This window comes from Haloferax sp. s1 (assembly GCF_058382125.1).
This window is the reverse complement of record NZ_JBZRPK010000725.1, coordinates 1-26,305: the sequence shown is the minus strand read 5'-3', so window position 1 is coordinate 26,305 and position 26,305 is coordinate 1. Positions and strand designations below refer to the sequence as shown.

Annotated in this window: 25 protein-coding genes and 3 pseudogenes; 14 read left to right on the top strand and 14 right to left on the bottom strand. The window is 58.2% G+C overall.

All coding sequences use genetic code 11. The annotated features are described in order from the left end of the window. A partial coding sequence (locus QT222_RS21695; RefSeq protein WP_491478338.1) for a CheF family chemotaxis protein occupies positions 1-713 on the top strand: 713 nt, incomplete at its 5' end. Between the two features lie 325 nt (positions 714-1,038). On the opposite strand, the gene QT222_RS21690 is transcribed toward QT222_RS21695, so the two are convergent. The 7 genes and pseudogenes from QT222_RS21690 to QT222_RS21660 form a co-directional block, all read right to left on the bottom strand. Continuing rightward, complete coding sequence (locus tag QT222_RS21690; protein ID WP_491478337.1) at positions 1,039-2,151, bottom strand: CheF family chemotaxis protein; 1,113 nt, start codon at positions 2,149-2,151, stop codon at positions 1,039-1,041. Then, positions 2,148-3,890 (bottom strand): archaellar assembly protein ArlJ/FlaJ, encoded by a 1,743-nt coding sequence (gene arlJ, locus QT222_RS21685; RefSeq protein WP_004572448.1) that lies wholly within the window; start codon positions 3,888-3,890, stop codon positions 2,148-2,150. The genes QT222_RS21690 and arlJ overlap by 4 nt, the downstream gene beginning before the upstream one ends. Before the next feature lie 4 nt (positions 3,891-3,894). Next, the gene (flaI, locus tag QT222_RS21680) at positions 3,895-5,559 is read right to left on the bottom strand and encodes an archaellum flagellar ATPase motor FlaI (RefSeq protein ID WP_004572449.1); all 1,665 of its coding nucleotides are present in this window, start codon (positions 5,557-5,559) and stop codon (positions 3,895-3,897) included. Next, positions 5,560-6,312, bottom strand: coding sequence for an archaellum protein ArlH (arlH, locus tag QT222_RS21675; protein ID WP_004572450.1), 753 nt, complete (start codon positions 6,310-6,312; stop codon positions 5,560-5,562). After that, the gene (gene arlG / locus QT222_RS21670) at positions 6,309-6,758 is read right to left on the bottom strand and encodes an archaellum stator protein ArlG (protein ID WP_004572451.1); all 450 of its coding nucleotides are present in this window, start codon (positions 6,756-6,758) and stop codon (positions 6,309-6,311) included. The genes arlH and arlG overlap by 4 nt, the downstream gene beginning before the upstream one ends. Next, the gene (gene arlF, locus QT222_RS21665) at positions 6,759-7,196 is read right to left on the bottom strand and encodes an archaellum stator protein ArlF (protein WP_491478336.1); all 438 of its coding nucleotides are present in this window, start codon (positions 7,194-7,196) and stop codon (positions 6,759-6,761) included. Next, a pseudogene (locus tag QT222_RS21660) lies at positions 7,180-8,625 on the bottom strand (flagella accessory protein C). Before QT222_RS21660 ends, arlF begins: the two are co-directional and overlap by 17 nt. Positions 8,626-8,919: 294 nt before the next feature. On the opposite strand from QT222_RS21660, the gene QT222_RS21655 reads away from it, so the two are divergent. After that, entirely contained in the window at positions 8,920-9,660 is a 741-nt protein-coding gene (locus QT222_RS21655; protein WP_004572454.1) for an RAD55 family ATPase, read from the top strand. Positions 9,661-9,936: 276 nt separating this feature from the next. On the opposite strand, the gene QT222_RS21650 is transcribed toward QT222_RS21655, so the two are convergent. From QT222_RS21650 to QT222_RS21640, 3 genes are all read right to left on the bottom strand, one after another. Further along, a complete protein-coding gene (locus QT222_RS21650) occupies positions 9,937-10,560 on the bottom strand; it encodes a flagellin (protein ID WP_491478335.1) in 624 nt (207 codons plus the stop codon). A 10-nt stretch (positions 10,561-10,570) separates the two neighbouring features. Beyond that, complete coding sequence (locus QT222_RS21645; RefSeq protein ID WP_491478334.1) at positions 10,571-11,245, bottom strand: flagellin; 675 nt, start codon at positions 11,243-11,245, stop codon at positions 10,571-10,573. A gap of 213 nt (positions 11,246-11,458) precedes the next feature. After that, complete coding sequence (locus tag QT222_RS21640) at positions 11,459-11,797, bottom strand: ArsR/SmtB family transcription factor (protein ID WP_004572457.1); 339 nt, start codon at positions 11,795-11,797, stop codon at positions 11,459-11,461. Between the two features lie 140 nt (positions 11,798-11,937). Between QT222_RS21640 and QT222_RS21635 the strand changes: the two genes are divergently transcribed. From QT222_RS21635 to QT222_RS21610, 6 genes are all read left to right on the top strand, one after another. Further along, positions 11,938-12,582: a DUF7500 family protein gene (locus tag QT222_RS21635; RefSeq protein ID WP_004572458.1), complete on the top strand. Its 645-nt coding sequence runs from the start codon at positions 11,938-11,940 to the stop codon at positions 12,580-12,582. 164 nt (positions 12,583-12,746) lie between these two features. Then, positions 12,747-13,115 (top strand): chemotaxis protein CheY, encoded by a 369-nt coding sequence (cheY, locus tag QT222_RS21630; protein ID WP_004572459.1) that lies wholly within the window; start codon positions 12,747-12,749, stop codon positions 13,113-13,115. Then, on the top strand, positions 13,112-14,299 hold the full coding sequence (locus QT222_RS21625; protein WP_004572460.1) for a chemotaxis protein CheC: 1,188 nt from the start codon (positions 13,112-13,114) through the stop codon (positions 14,297-14,299). Before cheY ends, QT222_RS21625 begins: the two co-directional genes overlap by 4 nt. Positions 14,300-14,323: 24 nt before the next feature. Continuing rightward, positions 14,324-14,833, top strand: a complete 510-nt coding sequence (locus tag QT222_RS21620; RefSeq protein WP_004572461.1) for a chemotaxis protein CheD — start codon at positions 14,324-14,326, stop codon at positions 14,831-14,833. 302 nt (positions 14,834-15,135) lie between these two features. Beyond that, positions 15,136-15,636 carry a FlaD/FlaE family flagellar protein gene (locus tag QT222_RS21615; RefSeq protein WP_004572462.1) on the top strand — a complete coding sequence of 167 codons (501 nt, stop codon included), beginning with the start codon at positions 15,136-15,138 and terminating at the stop codon, positions 15,634-15,636. 114 nt (positions 15,637-15,750) lie between these two features. Continuing rightward, positions 15,751-16,818 (top strand): actin-like salactin, encoded by a 1,068-nt coding sequence (locus QT222_RS21610; protein WP_004572463.1) that lies wholly within the window; start codon positions 15,751-15,753, stop codon positions 16,816-16,818. Between the two features lie 86 nt (positions 16,819-16,904). Here the strand turns inward: QT222_RS21610 and QT222_RS21605 are convergent, their stop codons facing one another. Next, entirely contained in the window at positions 16,905-19,004 is a 2,100-nt protein-coding gene (locus QT222_RS21605; RefSeq protein ID WP_004572464.1) for a histidine kinase N-terminal 7TM domain-containing protein, read from the bottom strand. A 327-nt stretch (positions 19,005-19,331) separates the two neighbouring features. Between QT222_RS21605 and QT222_RS21600 the strand changes: the two genes are divergently transcribed. Beyond that, positions 19,332-19,778, top strand: coding sequence for a FlaD/FlaE family flagellar protein (locus QT222_RS21600; RefSeq protein ID WP_004572465.1), 447 nt, complete (start codon positions 19,332-19,334; stop codon positions 19,776-19,778). 35 nt (positions 19,779-19,813) lie between these two features. Here the strand turns inward: QT222_RS21600 and QT222_RS21595 are convergent, their stop codons facing one another. Further along, positions 19,814-20,956 (bottom strand): acyl-CoA dehydrogenase family protein, encoded by a 1,143-nt coding sequence (locus QT222_RS21595; protein WP_491478333.1) that lies wholly within the window; start codon positions 20,954-20,956, stop codon positions 19,814-19,816. Between the two features lie 232 nt (positions 20,957-21,188). Here QT222_RS21595 and QT222_RS21590 point away from each other — a divergent pair, with 232 nt between their 5' ends. Both QT222_RS21590 and QT222_RS21585 read left to right on the top strand, forming a co-directional pair. Next, positions 21,189-21,626 (top strand): universal stress protein, encoded by a 438-nt coding sequence (locus tag QT222_RS21590; protein ID WP_004572467.1) that lies wholly within the window; start codon positions 21,189-21,191, stop codon positions 21,624-21,626. Positions 21,627-21,664: 38 nt separating this feature from the next. Continuing rightward, positions 21,665-22,462, top strand: coding sequence for an RIO1 family regulatory kinase/ATPase domain-containing protein (locus tag QT222_RS21585; protein WP_491478332.1), 798 nt, complete (start codon positions 21,665-21,667; stop codon positions 22,460-22,462). Positions 22,463-22,559: 97 nt separating this feature from the next. On the opposite strand, the pseudogene QT222_RS21580 reads toward QT222_RS21585, so the two are convergent. Continuing rightward, positions 22,560-22,994, bottom strand: a pseudogene (locus tag QT222_RS21580) (ATP-binding cassette domain-containing protein); the annotation flags it as partial. Here QT222_RS21580 and QT222_RS21575 point away from each other — a divergent pair. The 3 genes and pseudogenes from QT222_RS21575 to QT222_RS21565 all read left to right on the top strand — a co-directional run. Next, positions 22,977-23,072 (top strand): annotated as a pseudogene (locus tag QT222_RS21575) (IS5/IS1182 family transposase); the annotation flags it as partial. The pseudogenes QT222_RS21580 and QT222_RS21575 sit on opposite strands and share 18 nt — an antisense overlap. A 95-nt stretch (positions 23,073-23,167) precedes the next feature. Then, positions 23,168-23,938, top strand: a complete 771-nt coding sequence (locus QT222_RS21570; RefSeq protein ID WP_491478331.1) for a hypothetical protein — start codon at positions 23,168-23,170, stop codon at positions 23,936-23,938. Positions 23,939-24,646: 708 nt separating this feature from the next. After that, a complete protein-coding gene (locus QT222_RS21565) occupies positions 24,647-25,486 on the top strand; it encodes a proline dehydrogenase family protein (RefSeq protein ID WP_491478330.1) in 840 nt (279 codons plus the stop codon). Positions 25,487-25,507: 21 nt separating this feature from the next. Here QT222_RS21565 and QT222_RS21560 read toward each other — a convergent pair whose 3' ends face one another. Beyond that, positions 25,508-26,227 carry a helix-turn-helix domain-containing protein gene (locus tag QT222_RS21560; protein ID WP_491478329.1) on the bottom strand — a complete coding sequence of 240 codons (720 nt, stop codon included), beginning with the start codon at positions 26,225-26,227 and terminating at the stop codon, positions 25,508-25,510. Between the last annotated feature and the right edge of the window lie 78 nt (positions 26,228-26,305).

Sequence of the window (26,305 nt, the reverse complement as noted above, 5' to 3'; positions counted from 1 at the left end):
CGATAATGCTGCCTCAGATTAAGAAATTCGGAGGCCGGTACGACGTTAACCAGCGGATTGCGACCGTTTCGGACTACTTCAGCGTCCACATCCCCTCGGGCGTCGTTCTCCTCGCTCCGGTCGATTACGAAGAGTTCGAGACCGACTTCTTCGGCGCGCTTCTCAACTCGGAGCAATTCCTTGCTCGTCACCCCGCGGTCGCCGGTGGTGTCGTACAGAACACCGAGTGGGAGAAAACCCGGCTGAAAGTCGAAGAGGAGGCCGTGAGTATGGCGACCGTCGGCGGCAAGTTCGTCGAGATTCGGCTCGACGACATCGGCGACGTGAAGACGGGCGAACGGACAATCATCGACAAGGAACGAAGCGTCATCGAGGTCGAACACTCCGACGACGAGGGAACGAGTCTGCAGACGTATATCTCCGGGTCGGAGCGGGCGATTAGTTTCCTGTATACGCTCTTGCGCGAAGGTGAGGAACTCTCCGAGACGTCGATAGAGCTGAGTGAAACCGACAAGCAGGTTCTCACGGCGCTCTACTCCGGGGTCTCGCCGTTCGACATCCCCAATTTCCTCGGACTCGACGTAGACGAAGTCGAGGAACTCTTTCAGCGACTCATCGACCACAACGTCGTCGAAGAGATTCGCGTGCGACACGAAGTTCAACTCAACGCTCGTGGCCGCAGTATCGCATCGGACGCTATCAACGAGCAGTAGCGTCTTTTCGGCGGATAGTGCGGTGACGGACGCGCTTCTGCGAGAGTGTTATCGGTGCGCCTGAACCGAACGATTATATTACCGAGCGTGCCCCGGCAACTGAACGCAGCCAGGAGTCGCACTGCTGACTGAACCACGGTCAGCCGACAATGAGATAATCGGATTCTGAGATTGGTCTCTGGAATGTGGCCACTGTGTAGCCTCTGAGTGGATTCGGGCGCTATAAGAAACTGCCTGCTACGGGGGTTGGATACTGCGGAATACCGTTCCCCGGAGAAACACAGACGGAGGTTCGACACAGACTGTCCGGCGACGGTTCCTCGAATCAGACGTTCACGTCTTCGATTTCTTCGTTTACCACGAACCGACCTTGCGGCGTAAGCGCGGTGGGCAACTCCTCGTCCTCGATGAGGCCCTCCTCGTGAAGCTCTTCGACCTCCGCATCGAGAACCTCTTCTTCGACGCCGAGCAGCTCGCTGAAGTCTACGTCTGCGGCCATCTCCCCGGTGGAGTAGAGACCGACGAGCACTTCGAGGCGCTGTTCGGTAAGCTCCACGTTCCGCACCTCCGATTTTATCCAGTGGTAGACGAGGCGGAGGTAGCGCCCGAGGATGTTCATCTTACGGCGGGAATCGAGCGTGATTTCGGAGGTAACCGTCTGACCCTGTTTGACGTGTTGCACCGAGAGCACGAGACGCGTTTCGTCGTCGATAGTCCGTTCGAGAACCTCGAAGAAGATGACGCTCGCCAAGTCGATGTGGAAGGGCTCGCCGTTCTCGGTGAGCGGACCGTCGTCGTCGGGGAACGTGACCGCTTCGTAGTCGAGGTGGAGACCGGATGGCTGACGCGGCGTGTCGAGGACGCGACCACCGATACGCGCCGGGTGGGTGACCTGTGCGCGCGAGCCGTTGAGTGCCGCGCGGAACAACAACAGCGAGAACTTCTCGATTGTCTCGCGGTCACCGCCGATGACGGTCGTCCGGCGCTGACGCCCGGTAATGTAGCCCACCATCACCGTGTAGTCGAAGAACTCCTCGACTTCGGGCGGAACCTGCCCGACTGCGATGTCGAAGATAGAGGTGATGGGGATGTTCGTCTTCCCCTTCGACGTGGCGAGGATGAGTCGGCGTTGACTCATCAGGACGCGTCCCTTGACAGGTTCGAAGGAGGCGTTTCCGCCAGCAACGAAGTTGGCGACGAAGTCGACGACAATCGACTCGTTGTTGCCGAGTTTCTTTGACTGCTGTTTCTTTGAACGCTCCCGCTCTTTTTTCTCGCGCTCACCCTCGGGTTCCGATTTCTGCCGACGGTACGCTTGCAGGAGGTCACTCTTGGCAACGTCACCTCCTTCTGGTGCGCGAGCACGCGCCTCATTGGCGGTCTGTTTGCCAGACTGTCCACGCGTCGAATCTTGGGTCTGTGTTCCGTCTTCCGTCATATACTAATCAGCGCTCCTGCGAGCGACGAGGTTGCGACTGCCATCAGGGAGCCAACCCAGACGAGCATCACGAAGTGGAGATACGCGTTTGCTTTGTGGCCCCCGTCGACCATCCGAATCATCAACGAGGACAGGAGGGCGTTGAACAGGATGATAAGCGTGAGCATGTACTCGATGAAGGGCACGTCGTAGACGCCGGCGTAGATGAGCGTCCCGAACTGAAGGCTGTCGAGGTTCATCTCGGTCGAAAACGACGCGAGGATTTCGACGACTTCGAGCCCGATGAAGAACGCGAACGACGCGGACGCCGTGATACCGTAGAGAACCCCGATGAGCGTAACCGTCGACTGCTTGCGCTGCCGACGAAGCTTGATGATTTCGTTCATGTTCCGACTGATGAGCTCTCCGAGGAGTTTCGGCTTACCACCCATCGACCGGCCGACGTTGTACATCTCGGAGAACTTCTGGACGAGATACGAGTTCGTCTCGGCGGTAAAGAAGAACCACGACCGGTCGGGGTCGAGACGCATCCGGAGTCTCGTGTGCAACCGGGCGATTTCCCGCGAGAGAACACCGAAGTCCTTCGTCTTCAGCGTCGCAAGCACGGCGGTCGTCGTACTCTGTTTCGCCGTCTCGGAGGCACCGAGCGCGCGGATAAATCCGGGGTACTCCTCGTCGCGCTCGCCGATGCGTTTCTCGTGACGCCGGGCGACGATGCCAGGGACCGCAAGCGGGGTCAGCGGGGTCGAAATGAGAAGCGGAACCGGGAGGTCGAGCATGATTGGGCGGACGATTTCACCGACGACAGTCAGGTTGAACGTTCCCAGTGCGAGCACGATAATCATGGCGGTAGAGAGTCCAACCGCTCCGTACAGCGTGATGTCTATCTGCCGGTTGGCCTTCGTCCGGTACTCCCGCTGGTGGTACCAAAGCGGGTCGTACGGTGACATCGTCCGGATGACGAAGTAGAACCCCAGTTGGACGAAGACGAAGAGCACGATGACTGCCCCGATGGTCATCGTCGCGTCCGTCCCCGTCAGGATTGGGAGGACGATGGCGTTGATGATGGCGAACGTCATCGACAGAATCATCGAGAGATAGAGGTCTTTCATGACCTCGAGGTTCCCAAGAGCACTCTCGTAGACGGTGATGTACTTTTGAATCATCGCGTTCTGCTCGCCGAGCAGGAAGTCGTCGATGCTCTGACCGGCGTTGATGGAGTACGCAAGCCGGTCGAGGAAGTCCGCGAGCGGTTTCGAAGGCACTTCTCGTGCGCGGCGCTGGCAGGCGTCGTCGAGCGACTGATTCCACGCGTCGACGAGTTGGACGATTCGGTTCATCTCCGTTGCCAACTCACCATATTCTTCTTCGCGCGCGAGGGTGCGAAACACGGCAACGCGGTCGATGTTCGTCGTCGAGAGAACCGTCATGTGGGTGATGAGGAGGTGTATCTGGTTCTCCAGACTGCGTCTCGTCTGCTCCACGAGAAGCCGCGGGTAGAGCACGGCACCGCCAAGCAGCAGCGAACCGAGGAGGAACACGGGAATGCGGACGAGAAGCGGAAGCGGGAGTGCAATCGCTCCGGCGATACAGAGGAGAAAGAACACGATGGCCGGGCCGAGGACCAAAAGGAGGTACCGCGATAGCTCCATCGGCATCTTCTCGTAGGACTCGATGACTTCGCTGATGAAGTCACGAACCTGAACCGCTTGTACCGTCGTGTTCGTTTCTCCTGACATTTCGTCACACCCTCGCCATGTCGAACGGCAGTCCTTCGACGCCGTCGCGCTGGTAGTCCTCGATGAGTTCGTTCACCTCGTGGTAGCCGAGGACGTTTTCCTGAATCGCCCGACGGACGAGTTCAGCGCGGAACTGGATGTCGTCGTAAATCTTCCGCGTGTCGTCGTACCCGAGCAGGGTTGCGACCTTCTGTTCCATGATGAAGGAGTTGTTCATCCCCTGGAACACGATTTCGTCGTTGACGGGGTCCCAGTAGAACGCCTCACGCGTGACGACACCGCCCATCTCCTTCGAGTAGCCTTCGATTTCCTGCACACTCGTCACCCGGCGCAGGATATCGTTGCCACGACGGACACGGTTCTGGAACAGTGCGATGTCGCAGTTGTCCATGAACGTCTCGGGGACGTTGATGGGGTCACCCGTGAAACGCTGAATCATCGAAACGATGTCGGATGCGTGGAACGTGAGCATGACGGGGTGACCCGTCTGCGCCGCCTGGAATGCCATACGACCTTCTTCACCACGAACCTCCCCGACGATGATGTAGTCAGGACGTGAACGAAGCGCGGCCGCCACGAGGTCGAACATGTCGACTTCGGAGTCGGAGCCACGTCCTTCACGCGTGAGCAGTTGCTGCCACGTGTCGTGCGGCGGCAACACTTCCGCGGTGTCCTCTGCGGTGTATATCTTCGAATCCTGCGGGATAAACGAGAGAATCGCGTTGAGCGTCGTCGTCTTCCCGGACGCCGTCTCACCGACAACGAATATCGTTCGCTCGTTTTCCAGCGCAATCCAGAGGTACGCTGCCAACTCGGGCGAGAGCGTGCCCCATTTCGTAATCTGGAAGATAGAAAGCGGCACGTCGTCACCCTGACGGATAGTCAGCGATGACCCCTTGAGCGACACGTCGTCGGAGTAAATGATGTTGATACGCGACCCGTCGGGGAGGGTCGAGTCGACGATGGGGTGTGCGTCGGAAACTGGGTCTCCGATACGCTCACCCATGTTGCGAAGCCAGTTGTCGAACTGCTCTTCGTCGTCGAACTCGACGCTCGTCTCCAGCAATCCGAAGGTCCCGTGGTCGACGTCGACCTGCCGAGGACCGATAACGTGAATGTCCTCGTTCTCCGGGTCGCGCATGATGGGTTCGAGCGGGCCGAGTCCGACGATGTCGCGAACTAACCGATACTTGATTTTGTCGTAGGTCTGCTGTGGCACCTCGATGCCAGCAACATCGAGCCGTTTTGCTACGGACCCGAGAGGGCCGCGGTCTTCGCCTTCGATGTGGACGATTTCTGCGAGGAGTTCCTCGATGCGCTCTTCGTAGTCGGCGCTTTCTTCGGGTGCCGGCTTCGAGACACTTCGTTCGAGCAGTTTGTCCTTCACCCGGCCGAACACCTCGAGTTCCTCGTCGTCCATCTCGGGTTCGATGGTGTAGTACTTGGTCGTCTCGCCGAAGTTGCCGTATATCTGGCAGAACACGGGGCCGCCAAGGGGGTAGATGATGTTGGGACGCCGGGACTCGTAGTCGCCGGGCTCGTCGACGAGCATCGGGAACTCACCCGTGATCTGTCGGAACCGCTTGAGGTGGTCCCGCAGGTGCGGCCACTGCATCGCGAGGCGCTTGAGGTCGTCCGACAATCTGGCAGAGCCGTGTTCGGTCGCCATCTATGCCACACTCCTCGACTCGATAACGAGTCCAATCCCAGACCGGACGGAGAAACCGACCCGGTCACCGACCTGTTGGCCCATTCCCGCGAATCGTTTCACGAAGATGTTCCGGCGAACGTCGTTTCCGACCTCGACCATCTCCAGTTCGAAATACACGTCAGCAATCGACCGGAACGGACCGATAGAACCCTCGTCAACCGATGACGGGTCGACGGTGATGATGATGGTCTTGCCCTTCGTCGTCAACTCGCGGAAGAACGAGATGATTTCGAGAGCCGCCTGCCGTTCATCGTTTTGCCGAACCAATGCTTCGAACTGCGGGTCGTTACGCAGGATAGCGTCGAACGTGTCGATGATGATGACATCGGCGTCCCACAGGGTTTCTGCATCCATCAAGCGACGGAGGAGCTGTTTGCGCTCTTTTTGGCTACTACTGCCTCCGGAGAGCGCACCACTGCTGTCGATTTCGGCCTGTAAGAACAGGATTTGTTCGTCCAGCAGGGGTTTGACGATGTCGTACGACAGCGAGTGCATCTGGTCGAGGAACCCGCGGACGCCCAACTCCGTCGAGACGAGCGTTACCACCGTTTCCTCCTCGCAGAAACCGTAGCTGAATCGCTGCGATAGCACGCTCTTTCCGGCCCCGTAGTCCCCTTCGATGAGGACGATGGCACCCTTCGGGATGCCACCACCGAGTTCCTTTTCGAGACGGTCGTGCCCCGATAGTCCGAGAGAGAATTGACTGCTCATTGTACGTTGAATTCGAACACCTCTTCGTCACCGTCGACGACGATTTTTATCCGGTGGTCGCCCGAGCTAAGGTCGAGATTAGTAACGTCGACTCTGACGACGTTGCTCGGTCGCCACTCCGTTCCGTCAACGACAGTGACAGTGACGCTGCTTTGATACTGTGCATCGACGATAATATCGAAGCCATCGCTCGTCGCGGGGAGCGTCCGCAACCCGGTGTTTTTGACGTACACGGAGAGGTTGTTGTTCGCGTCGTCGTAAACACCACCTTGCGGGTCGCTTATGACTTCGATGTCCGTTCTAATCTCTGAACTCACGTCTCCACCGCGGTCGTCGAGTGAACTGCTGATACCGGTGACGGTGTCGATAAGGACGCCGGATACGCCTGCGGCAACCACGATGCTGGCGATGAACAGGATGAGACTCGGAACGGAGATGTCTGCCATCTAGCTCACCTCCCCGGTCGCGGCGACGCCGGTTCCGGTGACGACCTTCACCCGGGAGGGCGCGGAGTCGAAGCCGACCTCAATCGTGAGATTCTCACCGGCGAACCACAGATCGGTTGTGGTGTCGTCTTCGACGGCCGATTTCTCGTTGGGAACGTTCACGTGCGCGTTGTCGACCAACAACGTCGTTTCGTTCACAGAGAGCGTCTCTGAGCCGTTGTTCGTCACGTTCACTTTGAGATTGGACGTCCCTGAATCGTAGGACGCCTCCGCAATGGAGATTTCAGTGTTCGTCCGTTCAAGCGCTTGTTCTGCATCGGCGTCTTGAGCTTCGAGCACGTTCTCCGTCGCGTTAGATGTCGCTGTGTAAAGCGTCCCCGTTGCGATGAGGACGCCGAGGAAGATGATGGCGGTCGAACCACTAACACCGAATCCCATCGAGGTTCCCTCCGTAGGCGACCAACTCCTTGAACAGTTGTCCCTCTGGAACGCCTTCGGCGAGTCGACTGACGTATGCGAGGCTCGTTTGGTGGTCGTCGATACGAAGTTCGGAGTCGTCTACGTCGTCCACCGACGCCGAAATCTGTCCCACGTGAGCGTTCAGTTCACTCTCGACGCTGCGCGATATCCAGTCCTGCTCCCGATACTGGCGGAGTGCGCGGGATGCACCGAGCGCACCACCGACGGTGACGAGATGTTCGGCCCATTCGAGGACGAGCACTTCCGAGACGTAGTTCGACGGCAAGTGCGTGAGGTAGGCGTCGGACGCCACATCGTCACCAGTCGAGTCAGCTGACTGCTCAGTGTCGTCGGCCGTCGATTCGGGCTCGTCGGCCAACTCCTCTTTCGCCATCGCCGCGGAGGCGTACTCGGCTTCCAACTCGTCGAGCGTCTTTCTGACGTTTTCTGGCTCGTCGGATTCATCGTCGTCCGACTCCTCCGCCGCGTCCGGCTCTTCGTCCTCGAACTCGTCTTCGAGGTCGGGCTCCAGCTCGTCGAGGTCTTCGGACTCCTCGAGGAGTTCATCTTCCTCCTCGTCTTCGGTGTCGAGTTCCTCAGTTGCTTCGAGGTCCTCGTCAAGACCTTCGTCCAAGTCCTCGTCGGCCAGTTCTTCCTCTTCTTCGTCCCAGCCGTCGTCTTCTTCGTACTGTTCTTTGAGGTCGTCGAAGCTCGCGCCGCCGGCGCTACCCTCGTCGGGCTCGTCGTCGTCGTCGGCATCGTCCATGTCGTCCAGCGCCTCCGCTGGACTCTCACGTTCGGCTTCGGCGAGTTCGTCTTCTGCGGCGAGTTCGGCTTCCTCTTCGCCCGCTTCGGCGTCGAGCTCGCCGAAGTCGTCGTCGAAGAACGACTCGGCCTCAGCGTTCGCCACTTCGGGGTCGAGATGTTCTTCGTCTTCGGCTTCCGCCTCGAAGAGACCAAACGAACCGCCGCCGTCGAGACCGCCCATCTCACGGGCGTCATCGACGAACGGGTTGATACCGCGAGTAACCATCTCGTAGATGTCGAGTAGTTTCCGAATCGTGTCGTCGAGCGCTTCGACGGTCGCACCAATCTGTTTGTTCTCTTCGCGGACGGTGTTCATCCCCGACGAGATGGCGCTTACTTCGTTCTCGAGTTCGCCGATTCGATCCTCGAGCTCTGCGAGTTCCTCGCTGTTATCGTCGTCGAATCCGCCGAAGCCGTCGTCGTCGAATCCGTCGTCGAGGTCGTCGCCGAAGTCACCAAACTCGTCGGAGAGGTCGTCGACACCCTCCTCGAATCCAAGTCCATCGTCTGATGACATATGTTATCTTTTGCTGTCCGTTTCGTTCCCGGCATCTGCCACATCTGAACCGTTCATCCATTCCATCATGCCCGGTGTGAGCACCTCCGTACTGCTCGCGGGGTAACCTGTTCGAGCGACTGCCTGTCACCCGTCCGAGTGTCGGGCCGGCCGGGATGGTTCGACAGACTCGGGGGAGCAGGTAACATTAGTGCAAGGTACGTAAGTCGATACAAGAAAGTTCCCGTCCCGTTATCAGAGAAGATATTTGTAAAGTTCGGAATTTTCATTAATGGACCCTGTAATAAAAGTCAGACGAGGCCGTAGCGGCGGTAAGAAGAATTATCCGGCGTCAGCACCGATGGTCGTCCGACAGTCAATACTCGCTTCAACCAAATCATGACAGAACTAGTCAAGACCGGTGTCGAAGGGCTCGATTCCATCCTGAATGGCGGTATCGTAAAGAACGCCGCGGTACTCATCAGCGGCAACCCCGGTACGGGGAAGAGTATCCTCGGGTTGCAGTACCTCTACAACGGCGTCGACCAGTTCGACGAAGGTGGATTGTACCTCACCTTCGAAGAGACAGAAGACGACATTCGTCAGGCAGCGGAGTCTATCGGCTTCGACCGCTGGCACGAGTACGTGGAGTCTGGTCAGATCAAAGTATACGACAAGCGGACGCTCCTCCGCGACGGCGACTTCTCGACGACACTCGACCGTATCCTCGGTGACCTCCAAGACACCAACTACGACCGCCTCGTCCTCGACTCGCTTACGATGTTCCAACTCTTCTTCGACGACGAGAAGGAACAACGGCAGTACCTCCTGAAGTTCATCGACATCCTGAAAGACAGCGGCCTTACGTCGCTGTTGACGACCGAACAGTCGGCTATCTTCCCGGAGACCGACATCGGTCTCGAGAACTTCCTGACTGACGGGAACATCTACCTTATCCAGAGTCCGGCGGGCGCGACGAGCAACCGGTACATCTGGGTCGCAAAGATGCGTAAACAGAGCATCAAGAACTCGATGTTCCCTCTGGAAATCTCTCACGGCGGTATCAAGATATACGAACAAGCTGCCGGATTTTCGATGGTCGGCGAGTCGCCGCCGTGGTTCGGCGAAGAGACAGAGTAACCTAACCGGCCGACGTCCTTTTTCTTCGGTTTCAGCCCGATGCGTAGCAACGCCGTCGAGAGTAATCGAACTGCGTCGACTCCGAATTGGATACCGGAAACTGGCTCCGGTTCGTAGCACGGACTCGGTTCTGTGTCGTGTTGTCTGCCTCTGGCTGCGAACGTTGAATCCTCTTGACCCATCCACACCAATCACACCATCGCACCGCCGACACAGTGCTGCCGCTCAGTGTATGGGTTAGATAAAATGAAAATCGTTGAAAGTTGAAGAGTCCCGTTACAGCTCGACCGGTTCGCCCTGCGTCTTGCCGGCGAGTTGCTGCGGCATCGTCAGGATGACCTGCGTCGTGCCACCAGTACGGGAGGTAATTTCGAGGGTGACCTTCTCACCAGTCGAGAGACCGCCGCCGAGAGGCGTACTAGCGGGGTCTTCGATGTCAGAGGTGTTGATGCGGATCTCGTAGCGGTCGTTCATGCTGTTGAGGACACCGAAGGACCCGTCGTCGTCGGTGACCGTCGTGAGGTTGAACTTCGACTCGTTGGCCCACTTGAGGCTCTTGGAGCTGTTGGTCAGCGTCGTGACCTTCGTATCACTGAGGTACTTGATGGAGGTCTCGTTCAGGTCAACGCTGCTGGAACCTGCTGCGAGACGAACTGTCATCGTGATGTTGTCGATGTCGCTTTCGGCACCAACCGTTCCGTGCGTGTTCAGCACTTCGACACGGTTCGTGACCTTGTTCACACTCTCTTGACCGGCGTCTTCAGCCGTCGCCTGGAGGAATCCAGCGGTGTTCACGAGGACACCCGCCGCAATCGCTGCGACGAGGACCATCGCGATGAAGACGATGAGCGTACCGATACCAACCTGACCGCGGTCTTCGCTGTTGAATTTGTTAAACATTTGAATCACTCTACAGGGCAACTGGGTTGTTGTCCGATTTGCCAGCAAGCTGCTGGGGCATCGTCAGGATAACCTGCGTCGAACCACCGGAGCGGCTCGTGATGTCGAGCTTCACGGTGTCGCCGGTCGTGATACCCTTGCCGTTCTGTTCGACGACGGAGGTGTTGATGATGATCTCGTAGCGGTCTGCCTGGTTGTTCAGGACGGGGAACGAGGTGTCCTCGCCGTCTTCGAGCATGTGAGCCGTGAACTCGGTGGAGTTAAGGCCAGCATCGCCGCCGCCGGACTTCCACTTGCTCACGTTGCCGAGGTCCGCACCGTTGGCGTCCGTCGTTGCGTTGTTGTAGACGAGGTTCTGCGCAGTCTCGCCACTCAGGTACTTGATGCTCGTATCTTCGAGCGAAACACTGCCTGAACCGGCCGCGAGACGAACAGTGAGGTTGATGCTGTCGACTGTCAGCTCACTTCCGGTATCGTTGACGATACCGTGCGTAGAGACGACGTCGAGGCGGTTCGTGACCTTGTTTACACTTTCCTGTCCAGCGTCTTGTGCGGTCGCCTGCAGGAACCCTGCAGTATTGACCAGAACGCCCGCCGCAATTGCGGCGACCAGAACCATCGCAATGAAGACGATGAGGGTCCCGATACCGACCTGACCCCGGTCTTCGTTGATGTTTTTGAACATGGGTTGTCGTGGGTGTATGGTCCCTCGCTCGGCGAGAGCGGGAACCGTCATTCGTCATCTTGAGCAGGTGCTACATAACGGTACGGACCTCAATATCAAGAATGATATCTCGGTGTCGGTACGTCGATATGTAAAATTCTTTGTGCGCTCACGCGAGAGAGCGAAGGCTATTGTTTCAGAAAACGTAAGAAAAGGATACGGAGTCGAGGCGGCTCAGTCCTGCGTAATCTTCCGCCAGACGTCGTCGAGTTTGTTCTTCACTTCCGGCCGTTCGGTCACACTCACTGTGTAGTCGTCGTCCTCGAATCGGACGACAATCTCGTCAACCTCACGACGGTAGACGTTTGTTCGGCGGTGCTCGTCGGATAGAACCCGGTCGTGAAGTTCGAGAAGTCCCGCTGCTGTCAATTCTTCAATTCGGCGATAACAGGTCGCGATAGGGATGTCTAACATCTCACTGAACTCCTGTGCCGAGTGTGGTTCGTCCGCAGCACGGAGGATATCAGGGTTGTACTCGTTTCCCAGTGCGGAGAGGGTCCTGTCAGACTCCATAGATGGAAATTTATCGGTCCGCACGGCTTGTCAATGTGTTGGTTATATATTTGGCACATTCTCAGTAATTGTAGTGAGTTCAGTGTACTGAACGGTACGCTGGCGATGGGATTATATGCCGTCCCACCGAGCATCCGGCGATGGACGACGACGACGACGAGCGTCCAAACAGCCACCCACGAGACCAGGGAGTGGTCGGGACAGAGGACCTCGATATCAGTCACGACGAGAACGTCGCCGAAATCGACTCCGGACGGTACGTCATCTCGACGGGCGACAATAAGCCGTCACATCCGGACGAAGGAGCGACCGGTGAGAACCCCGAGACGCCCAGTTCAGAACGGACAACTCAGAATAATGATGAAACGAGCGAACCGAAAACACAATCTGAGCTCGTCCTTCCGAAAGATCCACGAAAACGCGCTATCGTTGCGCGCCGACTACTCGCCGAGCGTGTCGGTGCGATTCGCTCCGACCATGCACTAGTTGCCACTGCGCTCGTCGACGGGACAGTCGACCAACACGAGACGGTTTCGAACGATGTGACGGAGGTGTTTCACTCGCTGTTAGAGTGGTACGCAGACGCCGTCGGAAACAACGACACACCGTCCGACGAGGTGCTGGGAATCTTGCTTTTGGCCTCCGAAGTCCGCGTCACGTACCCCGGCCGGGCTATCGAAGCACTCGCAACCGCTCACGGACTCGGCCGCGACGACTCAATCGGCCAACTCCTCGATGCCGTCGAAGAGTCGGGAGCGTCGTTTCCCCCTCAGCGTCGGACATAAACCGATTCAACGATTTTGCGGTATCCGGGCGGATAACCCCCTATCAACCGCAGTATTCGTCGGGTGAACCACCGTTTTATTTCTCCGTTCCGACATGCACATTCGTATCATCCTTGATAATGGGGTGGAAGGGTTTATAGTGTGATTTTCGGAAATTTGGAGGTATGGCAAGCAAGGTACTGGTCGTGGACGACTCTGCGTTCATGCGGAACCTCCTCAAGCAACTCCTCGAGGGCGAACACGAAGTCGTCGGCGAAGCCGAAAACGGCGTCGAGGCGGTCGAGCTCTACCGTGAGCTCGACCCCGATGTCGTGACGATGGACGTTGTCATGCCGATTCGAAACGGCATCGAAGCAACGTCCGAAATCAAGTCACTGGACTCCGGCGCGTCGGTTATCATGTGTACGTCGGTGGGACAAGAAGAGAAAATGCGCGAGGCGGTCGAGGCGGGTGCGGACGGCTACATCACGAAGCCGTTCCAGAAGCCCAACGTGCTCCAAGCTATCGCTGACGTCATTCAGGCAGAGGCATGAATCTCGACGTACGGTCGCTTCGCACGTTCAGTCGCCTCGCCCACTCGGGTGCCGAGAAGGCGGCAGGCTCGTTGACTACGCTCGCGGGAATCGACACGTACGTCAACGTCACCAAAGTCGAACTGGGAACGAAGACCGATGTCGAAAACGAGTTCGCCGAACGCGACCTCGTGAGCGTCCATATCGGCTTCAGTGGCGGTCTCGATGGTCGCACCGTACTGGCGTTCTCACCGGAATCCGCCGAGCGGTTGGTCGACGCGCTGATGCCTGGTATCGATGCTACCGATGCCGACGGCGAACTCGCAGCGAGCAGCCTCAAAGAGGTCGCTAACATCATGCTCGGTGGTTTCATCGACGGATGGGCGGATCACCTCAACACGTCTGTCGATATCACGACACCGACGTACGTCGACGACGACAACGAGGGTCCGCTCAAGGATATCGAGGCAGGTGGGTTCGAACACAGCGGCAACGACGAACACGTCCTCGTCTTCCGGAATCAGCTCGAAGCGGCGGATAACGCAATCGAGTTCGACCTGTACATGGTACCCACCCCGGAAGCTATCGGTACCATCGTCGAAGCCAGCGGAGACAACGATGCACTCCCGGTAGAATCGTTCGCCGCCTTCTCCGAGATGATCAACGACGGTGCCAATCAGGCGTCGGCCGACATCACTTCCATGACGGGTGTCGACACGACCGTGGAAGTGAGTCGACTGAGTTTCGTCCCTATCGAGGGCGTTCCGATGTCGTTGACGGATGCCGTCCGGCGTGGCGTCGTCCTCGAATTTAGCGGAACCCCGAGCGGGTACATCGCAATTCTGTTCGACGAACCGTCCGCGGAGAACATCGCAAGTAGCCTCCTTCCGGGTATGGAGGGCGACGAAGCGATGCGACAGAGTGCAATCCAGGAGATTGGCAACATCGTCACTTCCGGATTCCTCGATGGCTGGGCGAACGCGCTCGAGACGACAATCGACATCTCGCCGCCCAAGCACGTCCACGACCTCGGCTCCGCAATCATCGACCCGCTTGCGACCGACCTCGCACAGTCACAGGAGTACGCGTTCCTTATCGACTCGACCATTCGCACGAACGACGACGAGTTCACCTGCGATATCTACGCACTCCCCGACGAGACCGAGTTACGCAAGGCTCTCGAGCAACTTTCACCCACTGCGTGACAACCCTGCAGAGGCACCCCAGCAATGCAAGTTTACACCACGGATACACCCACGCCCCAGTCCGGGCGGATTAAGGTTGGAATTGCCGATTACGCCGTCTCTAGTGACCAGAGTACGTTGACAACGAGCGGACTCGGTTCCTGTATCGGCGTCGCACTCTACGATCCAGCCACAGGTGTGTCTGGTCTGGCACACGCGATGCTTCCGGAGATTGAACCTGGCGGCGAACCAGCGAAGTTCGCCGATAGCAGCATCGAGTTGTTGCTCTCAGAGATGCAGGCTGCCGGCGCTGACACCGACCGAATAGTTGCAAAGATAGCCGGTGGGAGTACCATGTTCGAGTTCACTTCGGCCAGCGGCGATGGAAGTATCGGTGAACGGAACGTCGAAACGACTCGGGAGACACTCAGCCGATTCGAAATCGACATCGTCGCAGAAGATGTCGGTGGGTCACACGGGCGGTCGTTAGAGCTCGACGCACAGACTGGCGACCTTCGCGTTCGGAGCGCGAAGACGGGCAACCACGTACTCTGAATCGTTCGGGTTTCTTTGGATTTTCTTGGACGCTCGTTCGCCGAACGTTCGAAAACTCACATGGAGTATTTGTCACGCGCACGCGCGTTGTTCGAGTGGACTATCAACAGCGTCTGAGACGCCTCACAGCCACCCCAAGATATCATGACTGATAACGACTCGGGTAGTTTTATATCGTCTGCTTCGAATTTTCTCACCGAAACGGTACGATATTCGCGTGTGACACCACGGACAGCGCTTTGCGCTTTCAACCCAAGTCGGGGGACTTGGGGGAATCGTACCGTCCCTGAATGAGGTGACCCATGTACCTGGACCCGGACGAATACGACCCAGACGAACTTCGACGCATCGCTCGTGATACGACACGACCGCGACGGAACGGTGATTCCCGGTTTGACGACCGGAGTCCCTTCCGTTTCGACAATCCACTCTTCGACCGAAACCGACAGGAGGCGTCGGAGGCACTCCGCTCGAGCCAACTCGAGCACTTACTCATCCACCAGTCACGTGGTGAGGAAGACGGCGTCGAAAAGCCGTATCTCCGGTCGCTTCCCGACAAATACGGCGCTGAACGCGTCGTCTTCGATTGGCTCGAGTTTCTCGTACTCAAGGGTGGATTCAAGCGAGCGATGGACGCTCTCCAGTATTACCAGACGGTCAACTGGCTGACCGAAGACGTTGAACAGACCCTCCGTGACTATCTGCTCGGATTCTCTGCGGAAGTCGACGAACCGACCGAGCTTGATGTCGACGACCACCTGTTGAGTCTGGTTTACGTCGCTCGTCTCGCCTCGATGGTGTGACGGCAGGGTATCGGGTCTCGAATACGAAGACTGTCTCTCCTCCCGACAAACGAGTGTGTATCCAATGATTGCGCGTACGACGTGCCCGTCGAACCTGAGCCGAGTTGGTACCGTATGACGAACAAGCCCGCCCATTCGAACGCGGTGGATACAGCCCGAATGCCGACACCTGTTGGTGTCAAACTCGGCAGTACCCGAACCGCGCTCGTGTACGACGACGATGCTGGGAACCAAGAGACGGTTCGGACGCTCTCTTGTCTCGCAACGTACGAAGATACGCTCACCAAAGACGAGCGCGTCCTCTACGGCGAGGAGGCCGCCCGGCAGTATCCAGAACGAACTGAGTACATGCTCCGCTCCGGCCTACCGAAGGATGCCGAGAGCGCCGAGCTAACGGACCAATTCTTCGGCGAGCTGTGCGACGGATATGCCCTTCCCGAAGAGAGCGCCGTCGTGTATGCGATTCCGACCGTCGGAGACGACGTCGGTCTCGCAAACCTCAACACCGTCATCGAGGAGAGCGCTATCGGAAAGACGCTCGTTCGTGGCTTTCCGGAGTCACTCTGTGCGTCGATTCCGGCGATTGGCGACAATCTGGAAGCCATCGAAGAGATATTTGTCGCTATCAATCTCGGTGCGACAACGCTCGAAGCGTGTGCATACCGACATGGCGAACAACTGTCACCGTTTGTCTCCGAGGCGGCAACCGGTGACCAGGTCGACCAGCGTGTTGCCGACGTCATCAAAGAAGAGACGGACGGGAGAGTGGCTATCGACTACGCCACCGCGCGCGAGTACAAAGAAGGGTATGCCGACTTCAATGAGTTCGAGGCATTCACTGACGTGATTCAGCATCCCGACGAGGGGTCACACGAGTTCACCGTCGATCGAAGCATCATGGGTCCGGTCGACCGCTATCTCGACGACGTCGTTGACGAACTCACGACTGACTTCTTCTCGCGGTTGGCGAATGCTCACATGAAGACCTACCAACTCTCACAGACGCGTCCAATCGTCGTCACCGGTGGGATGACATGTATCCCCGGGCTGGTCGACGAACTCGAAACGCGACTGAGCGAGGAACTCGACCGCGAGGTCGACCTCACCGTCCCCGACAACCCCGACCTCGCCGCTGCTGAGGGTGCTTACCGAATCGCAGAGCGACTGCTCGACAGATACTGAGTTCGACTTTCGAAGTACAGAAAGAACCCCGAAACGAGGGCGAGAAGAACGTCGACCGGTGTTCGGTGTCGTCTAGTTTTCCGGCGTTAGTCCGTCTCGCTTTCTACTGTCCCGCCGTCGCTGACCGATACCGTCTGGTCCGCTCTCCTGAGTCCAATCGTCGCAATGGTTCCACGAGGTTCGTTCTCTTCGAAACGAAGCCGACCGTTAGAGCGGTCGATAATCCAGTGGACCAACCAGAGACCGAGTCCACTGATGTGTTGCAGCGGCGTCTCGATTCCCGATTCGAGGACGGAAATTTCGGCATCTGGGACACCCGGACCGTTGTCGGCGATGTGAATCTCGACGAAGTCGCTCGACGTTGCTGTCGGTTCGACGGTAACGCTGACTTCGGGAATGACGCGGTCGTTGTGTTCGAGGGCGTTGTCGATGAGGTTCTTGATGGCCGACTCGACGAGGTCGTCAGCGTAGACCCACATCTCGTCGGGGAGGTCTCGTTGAACGATAGCACTCGGGTAGTCCGATTCGATGCTGTCGAGTTGTGATTCGATTCGGCCAACGACCTCGATGGATTCGAGACCGGTCGACCCACGGTTGAGTGTCGTGTCGATGTGGCGCGTCTGCTCGCCCAATTCGACAAGCGACGTTGCTTTTCGCTTGATGGTCCGTGCGTGATCTTTGGACTCGGCTGGGATGCGTTGTTCGAGGAGTAGGTCTGCGTGTCCGAGAATGACGTTCATATCGTTTCTGAGGTCGTGTCGAAGGACGCGGTTCAGGACTCTGAGTCGTTGTTCGTACCGATACCGACTCGTCACGTCCCGAGAGTTCAGCACAATTCCATTCACGGCAGGGTCGTCCAGTAGGTTGACTCCAACCGTCTCAAAGCGGCGCCACGTCCCGTTTTTGTGGCGGATTCTGAACTCCGCCCGGACGGGGTCGTCACCGTCTGTGGCCTCGCCTAGGCGCTCTTTGACCCGTTCTCTGTCGTCGGGGTGGACCAAGTTGAGCACTCGCTCGCCGACGAGTGACTCAGTCGGATATCCCAGGACTTCGGTCATCGACGGACTCGTGTACTTTCGAACGCCATCCTCATCAACGACCGTGATAACGTCCCTCGAATTCTCGATGAGTGCTCGAAACTCCTCTTCGGTCCGTCGTCGCTCAGTTACGTCGTAGAAGACGAGCAGTCTCGCGCGGTTGCGAGATTCCTCACCGAGCGGTTCTGACCGGACTTCGAAATATCGGCGGACACCTCCATCGTCGACGACCGCCTCTGCCCTGTCACGTCCATGAAGTACGGCTCTGACTTCCGTTGGAGTTGGGACGACTTCGAGAATCGACTGACCGATACACTCGGAAACTGGTTGGGTGAGTAAATCCGACGCGGCACCGTTCGACTCGACGACCCGATTGTGGTCGTCGAGAATGACGACTGCGTCACGCATCTCCGAGAGAATCGCATCCCGCGCAATAGGAGTGATGTCGAACAGTTGGTACTGAAAGAGTGCCCAGAGAACGATTATCGAACTGAGACCGAGTGATATCGGAACTGGGTTGACCCACATTGCTCGCCAAAATAACTCACCCGCGAACGCAACGAGCGGAACCAATCCCGCGAGGATGAGAAACCCGGCCTGTCGCCGATGAACCCCAGACGTTCTAAGGTACGTCTTTCCGATGACGCTCAAGCCGGTGATACCGATACCGGCCGCGTAGACAATATGTGCGATGAGAAGCGGTCCCGTTCCGGGCACACTGGTGAGTTCTATGCCGGTGCTCGTCCAGAGCTCCGTCGGAGACGCGAGCAGGCCGTGAGATTCGTTCGTGAGCGCAAGGGCAATTGCGACCCCTGGTTCTACGGAGAGAAACGCAAGCATCCGCCGGGTGAGAAGTTGGTCGTCTCCGGCGTAGACGAGCGCAAAGATGAGCCAGATGGTCGGAAGCGCCGCAGCACCAATCCATGCGAGGCGTGCGTAGAATAGCTCAGCGCCGGGAATCGGGGCGAGAAACATGAATCCATACGCTGTCGACCAGATGCTTCCGGAGAGCGAAAGCAGTGCGAACGGGACTCGAACGCGACGCGAATAGAGACGGAATCGACCGAGAACCACGAGCGTCACGATACCAGTGAGGATTCCCGCCGCGAACAGCGCGTACGTGTACAGGGACTGTCCAGCGCCCGTCATGAGTTGGTCGTGATTCGCATGTGTGACTCTCTCGTCGTCTGTTCTTTCCGATGAATGTCACATCGGAGCGGTATCAAACGTCTATTCGGTTCGGGACTTAAGCCGTTCGTCCCGAATATCAAAACCGATAGCAGTGTCGAGAATCTAGTGATTGTATGGTATATTGACCCAAGATACCCTACTCCGAGGGTAGCAGTCGAGTTATCTAGCGTGATTTTCGGGAGCTAGCTATAGGCATGTTATAGGTACTGAACCGGTGATACAAATGTCAATAAACTATATTTCTCCCGAACGCTTAATCCGGATGGACGCACAGGCACGGGTAGCATGCCGCGCGACCCACGTCACTACGATTTTGCCGAGCGCCGTCGTCCCGCAGACGGTAGGAGCGATGCGCGGTTCGACTGGGCCGACGAACCGACGGACCGGGCTTGGAGCGATGTCGCCCGGAAGCGGTTGCTCGCAACGACTGCGGCGGTCACATCGGATGGGCAACCGTTCCTCGAAACGATTCCGCGAACTCCCCACGCAGAGCAGATACTCCTCGATTGGTGTACCCATCTCGTCGAACGACTCGGCGGCCGCGGGGCAATGGAGATGGTCTCGTACTATCGGGATATCGGCTGGATTGGCGACGACCCTCACGACACGATTCACGAGCGAATCCTCTCGTTTACCGTGCCCGAGGATTTCGAAAACGCACCGACCGAAGAAGACCACATCCAGAGTTTCTCGTACATCGCGCGACTGTCGGCGATGCACGATTCGGACTGATTCTGCTACCGATTCTCCCAACGACGACTCGTAGCTTAGAGTCCGAGTTGGCGACCGATGATGAGGTGCTGAATCTCGCTCGTCCCCTCGCCGATTTCCATCAGTTTCGCGTCGCGGTAGAACCGCTGGGGAGCGAAGTCTTCGGTGTAGCCGTAGCCACCGAGTACCTGCACCGCGTCTTCGGAGACTTCACGGGCAGCCTCTGAGGCGTCGAGTTTCGCCAGTGCGGACTCGCGGTTGACATCCTCGCCGTTGTCGTACAGCGTCGCCGCCTTGTGCGTAAGCAGGCGCGCGCGCTCGGTCTTGCGGTACATCGAGACGAGTTTGTCGCGGATAGCGTCGAACTTCGAAATCGGCTGGCCGAACTGCTCGCGTTCTTTGGCGTATCCCTTGGCGTGTTCGTATGCGCCCTGTGCGAGTCCGACGGACAGCGCAGCGATGGAGATTCGCCCGCCGTCGAGCGTCTTCTTCGTCTGCTCCCAGCCCTCACCTTCTTCGCCGAGAAGTCGGTCTTCGGACACCCAGCAGTCGTCGAAGGAGAGTTCACACGTCGGCGAGCAGTTGAGACCCATCTTGTCCCACTCGGTGGTCACCTCGAAGCCGTCGTCGTTCTTCGGGTCGACGATGAACGTCGAGATGCCGTCGTAGCCCGCGCCGGGGTCGGTGACTGCTTTCACGAGCACCGAGCCAGCGACGCTCGCGTTCGTGATGAACTGCTTCGTGCCGTTGATAACGTAGCCGTCGCCATCCTTCTCGGCGATTGTATCCATGTCGCTCGCGTCGCTTCCGGAACCGGGTTCGGTGAGTGCCCACCCACCCATGTGCTCGCCCCTCGCAAGCGGCGTGAGCCATTCTTCTTTCTGTGCTTCGGTTCCGAACAGCTCCAGCGGCTTCGACGCGAGGCTGACGTGGGCGGCGTACGACAGGCCGATGCCACCCGAGACGCGACCGAGTTCTTCGACGACGAGCGCGTACATCAACTGGTCGCCGCCGAGACCACCGTACTCGGCGTCGATAGGGACGCCCATCACGTCCAGGTCGGCCAACTGGTCGAATATCTCCGCGGGGAACCGGTGTTCGTCCTCGATGTCCTGTGCGATGGGAGCAATCTCTTCTTCGCAGAACTCACGGACGGTATCGCGAATCATCCGGTGTTCGGCCGGGAGGTCGAAGTCCATGCGACCAAGTATCCGCGACCGAGACATAAAGTAATCGAACGACCATGTAGAATTCGAGTCGCCACGCCTAGTTGAGGACTCGCTGACGCCACGCTTGTCGCAGTCTGCGGGCGGTTTCCGCGTCGCCCGCACGGCAAGTGAGACGGCAGCGCCGTCTCACACTGCTCGTGGAACTCCCAGTGTGTGAGAATGGGCAACTAGCACTTTTCCCGATGCGTTCTGTGGTGTTAGTATGTACTCTCAAATCCTCTTTCCGACCGACGGAAGCGAGTGCGCAGACGCAGCGCTCGACCACGCGCTCGAACACGCCAAGATGTACGATGCGTCGCTTCGTGTACTCTACGTCGCGGATGTCCGCGAGGTCGGCCACGCATCGCCGACAATCTCTCTCGAACGAGTCCGAGACGCCCTCCACGAAAGCGGCAACAGCGTTCTCGACCGAGTCGCAGAGAGAGCAGAAGCGGCCGGTGTCGAAGTCGAGACTGTCGTCTCAGAGGGAACACCAGCCAGTGAGATACTTCGCCACGCCGACGATGAAGCGGTCGACCTCGTGGTAATGGGGACCCACGGTCGGAGCGGTCTCGACCGCTACCTCATCGGCAGCGTCGCCGAGCGGGTGGTCCGCGGCTCGTCGGCTCCGGTGTTGACCGTTCGACAGGATTCGGAGTAGGCCCACGAGGTTAAGCCACCCCTCGACATACGGGGACCATGGACCTCCGTCGGCTCGTCCGCGGCCGTGTTGACTGGCCGCGTCTCGAGACGGTCGCTCGCGAACTCGCGCGTCGATACGACCGCGACAGCCTCCACATTCGGTTTCTCGAGGCGGACAACTGGCTTTCTACCCCGATGGTCGTCGACAACGAGTGGTTCGTCAAGGTCATCTCCCGACAGAACTCGCTCGTTCACGCGCTGTTTACCACCGGGCGGAATCTCGGCGCGTTCTCCAGCGGAACTGAGGGTTTTTTCGAACACTTCGGGACGCCGTTCCAGATGGCCAAACACGAGTTAGAGGCGACAAAACACCTCCGAGATATCGGGCTTAACGCGCCCGCACCCGTCGAAGCCTTCGAAGTCGACGGTCTCGGCGTCCTCGTCCTGGAGTACCTCCCGAACTTCCACACACTCGATACCGCCCCGAGAGACGAGGTCGTCTCGCTCGCGCCCGACCTCTTTGCGGCGCTCGCGCGGATGCACAACAACCACCTCGCACACGGCGACCTCCGAGCCGAGAACGTTCTCGTCCGCGACGATAGCATCTACTTCATCGACGCGACGAACGTCAACGACGAAGGAATGCACGATGCCCGGTCGTACGACCTCGCGTGCGGATTGGCGGCGCTCGAACCGCACATTGGCGCAAAACAGGCGGTCGAAGCGGCGGTCGAATCGTACGAACCCGACGAACTCCTCGATGCCATCGACTTCCTCGATTTCGTCAACATCCGCCCGGACCACGACTTCGACGCCGCGGCGCTCAAAGGCGAGATAGAAAAACACGCGATGTAGGTCGGCAGGTCGTCTGCGAATCCCTGCCCTGCCCTGTTCTGCCCTGCCTTCCCTACCTGCCCTACCTGCCCTACCTGCCCTATCCTACCCTACCCGATTACTGCCCTTCGACACCCTCGTAGTCCGCGCCGCCCATGTAGAGACGCGAGACTTCCGGGTCGTCGAGGAGTCCATCGGCGTCGCCCTCGTAGGCAACGGTCCCCTGGTCGAGGACGTAGCCGCGGTCGGAGATGGCGAGGCCCTCACGGGCGTTCTGTTCGACCATCAGGACCGCCGTGCCGAGTTCGTTTACTTTCTGTACGTCTTCGAACACCGACTGGACGATGTTAGGCGCGAGGCCCGCCGAAGGCTCGTCGATGAGGAGCACGTCGGGTTCCATGACGAGCGCACGGGCGAACGCGAGCACCTGCCGTTGGCCGCCGGAGAGCGTCCGTGCCTTCGCGGTCCGCTTTTCGTCGAGGATAGGGAACTGGTCGTACAACTCGTCGATTCGGGCTTGCAGCCCTTCCTTACGGGCGACGCCGTGCGTGCGCGGACGTGGTTTTGTGAGTTCCGAGAAATCGTCTTGAAATGTGTCGTACACAACATCAAGCGAGCCGTCACACCGTGAAACCAACCGTAGTATGGTGGTTTATTAGTATCATTCTGTTAGTGTCTAAATTGCAGAAAGATTTACATTCTATATAATTATGATGTGAAATTTATATGGACGAAAAGATGTTAGGCGATCAGTCTAGACGGAAAATGCTGAAAATGACCGGTGGCGTCATCGGACTCGGCGGTGGCATCCTCGCTTCGAGCGGGACCGCTGCCGCTTCACCTGTTAATGAGGCTATCCCAGCTTATAAAGAGAAACTCGGACATGTCTACGACAGTTGGGAAGGTTTCGAGATCAATCATGAGAACCATGCACAAGTTTGGGAGCCCACATTGTACGGTGACCAGTATGTCACCGTGGTTGATGTGTCCGGATTCACCCAAATCGGTGAGTACGTGGACCCGGGTGATCCGGAACCGAGAGATCAGATATTCCACACCGAGTGGGACATTTCGAGTTCCGCAGCCCTTTCTTCTCCCCAGGATGGCGATTTTACGGGAATCACAGCACAAGGGACGAACGTCGAAGACAGTACCGTGAATGATAGCGAAATGGAGGATCTCGTCGGTACTCTGGTGACAGCCGCCACAGCCTACTGGGGCTTCGGTCCTACGGCGAGCGTCGTGGCGAGTTCTATTGCCGCGAGTGCATTCGGTGGTGGCGACGCGATTACCCGCTGGTGGGATTGGGAGGGCACAGGCAAAGCCTCACAGGTCACGTCGTGGGTTCGCTTCTACGTTGAGGGGCTGGACCCTGGGGAGACGGTCAATATCGAAGTCGGTAACTCGACTTCGTACGGACCCAATTACGGGGGCACGAGTTATTCAGTCACTGGCATGGAGAACACGTTGACGATCACGGCCCCGGACCCGAACTGAACGCGTGACTCCGACGATTAGCAGTTTTTTATCCAACCGGATTCTCACTCCAGCGTCCACCGGCCCGCACTCGGTACACCGATATTCGCTGTGCCATCCACTGCCGGTCGCAGACGCCACACTCCAGACACCGATTCGGCGGACCGTCATCGCTTACGCCACGACCGCTTCGTCTGTCGCTAACACGTCCCTGTCATCGTCGGACGTCAAGTGGGTCCGGAGGCTGGTGGTGCCACTCTGAAATTACCGAAGAGGGTACTGTATAGATTACCTCCTCGACTGGCGTTCGTTCACCGAGAGATTAGTGCGTTCGCTGACAATTGTAAAACATTCCCGTAACATAGATATGGTAATCCGGCAATTTCTTGAAACAGGGGAACTGTAGTCTCAGACCTGTAGACGTGCATCCACGGTGAGACTCGGTTGTTCTGGAGGTCGCGCGCCGACGCTTAACGCGATACCGAGATAAACCAGATATATGCAAGATCGTCTTGAAATGTGTTGTTCACAACGCCAAGCGAGCCGTTGCACAGTAAAATAGCAAAAAATCCTCTTCTAGTGTAATACATATACCTGTAACCGTCCATAGTCGGACTGCGTGCAAAAGCCGCCGGACCGTGGATCCACTTGGATGATTATTTCCTGAAGTTGTGAACGAAATTTTTGGTAGGGTTCCCTTTTAGGGCGGCACTCACACAAGAGCGTTGCATGATTCCCCCCATCGCGAATAATTTCGTGGCGGGTGAGACGGCCGACAGTGCGGTCTCGCACGTCGAGTCGCTGAACCACGACGGTATCGCGGGGATACTAAACCTGCTGGGAGAACACTATTCTAATCGACAAGAGGCTGACGCCGACGCCGACGCGTACGTCAGTCTCGTCCGACAACTCGGGGCGACGAACCTCGATGGATGCGTCTCGGTGAAGCCCTCACAGATCGGACTCGACGTGAGCGATACTGCATTCCGCGAGAACCTCGACCGCATCGTCGACGCCGCGGCCGACGACGACGTGTTCGTCTGGGTCGACATGGAAGATTATACGACAACTGACGTAACTCTCGACGCCGTCGACGACCTTGGACACCGGACCGACGGCAACGTCGGTGTCTGCGTGCAAGCGAATCTGAAGCGGACGCCGGACGACCTCGCTCGACTGGCTGACGTTCCCGGAAAGGTCCGTCTCGTCAAGGGCGCGTACAACGAACCCGCGTCGGTCGCACACAAACAGAAGTCGAAAGTGGACGAGGTGTACCGCGACCTCCTCGAATACATGTTCACGGAGTTCGACGACGGCGTCGCCGTCGGCAGTCACGACCCGTCGATGATTGCACACGCTCGCGACATGCACGACCAGTACGGCACACCCTACGAAGTACAGATGCTCATGGGCGTTCGCGACGACGCCCAGCGCGACCTCGCCGACGCCGATATCGAGATGTGGCAGTACGTCCCCTACGGCGACAAGTGGTTCCAGTACTTCTACCGCCGCGTGCGCGAGCGCAAGGAGAACGCGCTGTTTGTCCTGCGTGCGGTCACCGGACTCTAAAACGGTAACCGGGCAAACACGTCACTGCGGGTCTAGCAACTTCGATTCCGCCTTCCGTAAGTGTTCCAGAAGCGTCGTCTTCGAGATGTCCAACTCGGCGGCGAGTTCCCGGGTCGAAATCTCACGCGGCCAGCGGTAGTATCCCTCTTCGCGTGCGAGTTCGAACGCCTGTCGCTGACTCCGGGTGAGCGTGTCGAGTCGTCGCCCGCGTTCCGGTTCGGCACCTTCGGCCGAGGAGATGGAGGCGACGCGAATCTCCGCGCCGGTGTCGTCCATGACTGCTTGGATTCGGTCTTGTATCTCGTCTCGCGCGCCCGCGAACCAGACCTCCCACCGCTCTCGCCCGTTTTCGATCTGTGTGGGCGCGCCGTGGACGAACCCTTGTTTGAGCAGTTGTGGACAAATCATGTCGCTCGGGTCGTACTCCAAGAAGAACTCGCGTGCGACCGGCCCGGGCGCGACGTTTTTCCCACGGGAGTCGAATCGTTCTTGGAGCTCTAAGACGTCGCCTGTGAGTTCCGAGTCGGCGATAACGTCGAGGAGTAACTCTACTTCGTCGACCGATTCCCCGTATGCGGTGAACAACCCGTTCGACCGCTCGACGCCTGCGGTCGGAGCGTCGTAAATCGCGTGTGCGAGGATACCGCCGTCGTATTCGCTCGTCGCTTCGATTGCCCAGCAGTTCGGATGCCACAGGTCGAGCGACATGCGCGAGCCTTTCCCTGCCATGCGTTCGCTCATACACCTGCTTAGTACTTGGGCATGTAAGACGCTGACTGTGGCTATGAGCGGCCCGACACGTATCTACGGGCACGGGGA

Excerpts from the sequence above, each read along its gene's own strand:
- QT222_RS21640 (WP_004572457.1), bottom strand. The coding sequence starts at position 11,797 with ATGGAGTCTGACAGGACCCTCTCCGCACTGGGAAACGAGTACAACCCT.
- QT222_RS21600 (WP_004572465.1), top strand. The coding sequence starts at position 19,332 with ATGCCGCGCGACCCACGTCACTACGATTTTGCCGAGCGCCGTCGTCCC.
- QT222_RS21610 (WP_004572463.1), top strand. The coding sequence starts at position 15,751 with ATGACGAACAAGCCCGCCCATTCGAACGCGGTGGATACAGCCCGAATG.
- QT222_RS21620 (WP_004572461.1), top strand. The coding sequence starts at position 14,324 with ATGCAAGTTTACACCACGGATACACCCACGCCCCAGTCCGGGCGGATT.
- arlF (WP_491478336.1), bottom strand. The coding sequence starts at position 7,196 with ATGGGATTCGGTGTTAGTGGTTCGACCGCCATCATCTTCCTCGGCGTC.
- QT222_RS21650 (WP_491478335.1), bottom strand. The coding sequence starts at position 10,560 with ATGTTTAACAAATTCAACAGCGAAGACCGCGGTCAGGTTGGTATCGGT.
- QT222_RS21690 (WP_491478337.1), bottom strand. The coding sequence starts at position 2,151 with ATGACGGAAGACGGAACACAGACCCAAGATTCGACGCGTGGACAGTCT.
- QT222_RS21590 (WP_004572467.1), top strand. The coding sequence starts at position 21,189 with ATGTACTCTCAAATCCTCTTTCCGACCGACGGAAGCGAGTGCGCAGAC.
- QT222_RS21655 (WP_004572454.1), top strand. The coding sequence starts at position 8,920 with ATGACAGAACTAGTCAAGACCGGTGTCGAAGGGCTCGATTCCATCCTG.
- cheY (WP_004572459.1), top strand. The coding sequence starts at position 12,747 with ATGGCAAGCAAGGTACTGGTCGTGGACGACTCTGCGTTCATGCGGAAC.
- QT222_RS21635 (WP_004572458.1), top strand. The coding sequence starts at position 11,938 with ATGGACGACGACGACGACGAGCGTCCAAACAGCCACCCACGAGACCAG.
- arlJ (WP_004572448.1), bottom strand. The coding sequence starts at position 3,890 with ATGTCAGGAGAAACGAACACGACGGTACAAGCGGTTCAGGTTCGTGAC.
- QT222_RS21570 (WP_491478331.1), top strand. The coding sequence starts at position 23,168 with ATGGACGAAAAGATGTTAGGCGATCAGTCTAGACGGAAAATGCTGAAA.
- flaI (WP_004572449.1), bottom strand. The coding sequence starts at position 5,559 with ATGGCGACCGAACACGGCTCTGCCAGATTGTCGGACGACCTCAAGCGC.
- QT222_RS21585 (WP_491478332.1), top strand. The coding sequence starts at position 21,665 with ATGGACCTCCGTCGGCTCGTCCGCGGCCGTGTTGACTGGCCGCGTCTC.
- QT222_RS21560 (WP_491478329.1), bottom strand. The coding sequence starts at position 26,227 with ATGAGCGAACGCATGGCAGGGAAAGGCTCGCGCATGTCGCTCGACCTG.
- QT222_RS21645 (WP_491478334.1), bottom strand. The coding sequence starts at position 11,245 with ATGTTCAAAAACATCAACGAAGACCGGGGTCAGGTCGGTATCGGGACC.
- arlH (WP_004572450.1), bottom strand. The coding sequence starts at position 6,312 with ATGAGCAGTCAATTCTCTCTCGGACTATCGGGGCACGACCGTCTCGAA.
- arlG (WP_004572451.1), bottom strand. The coding sequence starts at position 6,758 with ATGGCAGACATCTCCGTTCCGAGTCTCATCCTGTTCATCGCCAGCATC.
- QT222_RS21605 (WP_004572464.1), bottom strand. The coding sequence starts at position 19,004 with ATGACGGGCGCTGGACAGTCCCTGTACACGTACGCGCTGTTCGCGGCG.
- QT222_RS21595 (WP_491478333.1), bottom strand. The coding sequence starts at position 20,956 with ATGGACTTCGACCTCCCGGCCGAACACCGGATGATTCGCGATACCGTC.
- QT222_RS21625 (WP_004572460.1), top strand. The coding sequence starts at position 13,112 with ATGAATCTCGACGTACGGTCGCTTCGCACGTTCAGTCGCCTCGCCCAC.
- QT222_RS21565 (WP_491478330.1), top strand. The coding sequence starts at position 24,647 with ATGATTCCCCCCATCGCGAATAATTTCGTGGCGGGTGAGACGGCCGAC.
- QT222_RS21615 (WP_004572462.1), top strand. The coding sequence starts at position 15,136 with ATGTACCTGGACCCGGACGAATACGACCCAGACGAACTTCGACGCATC.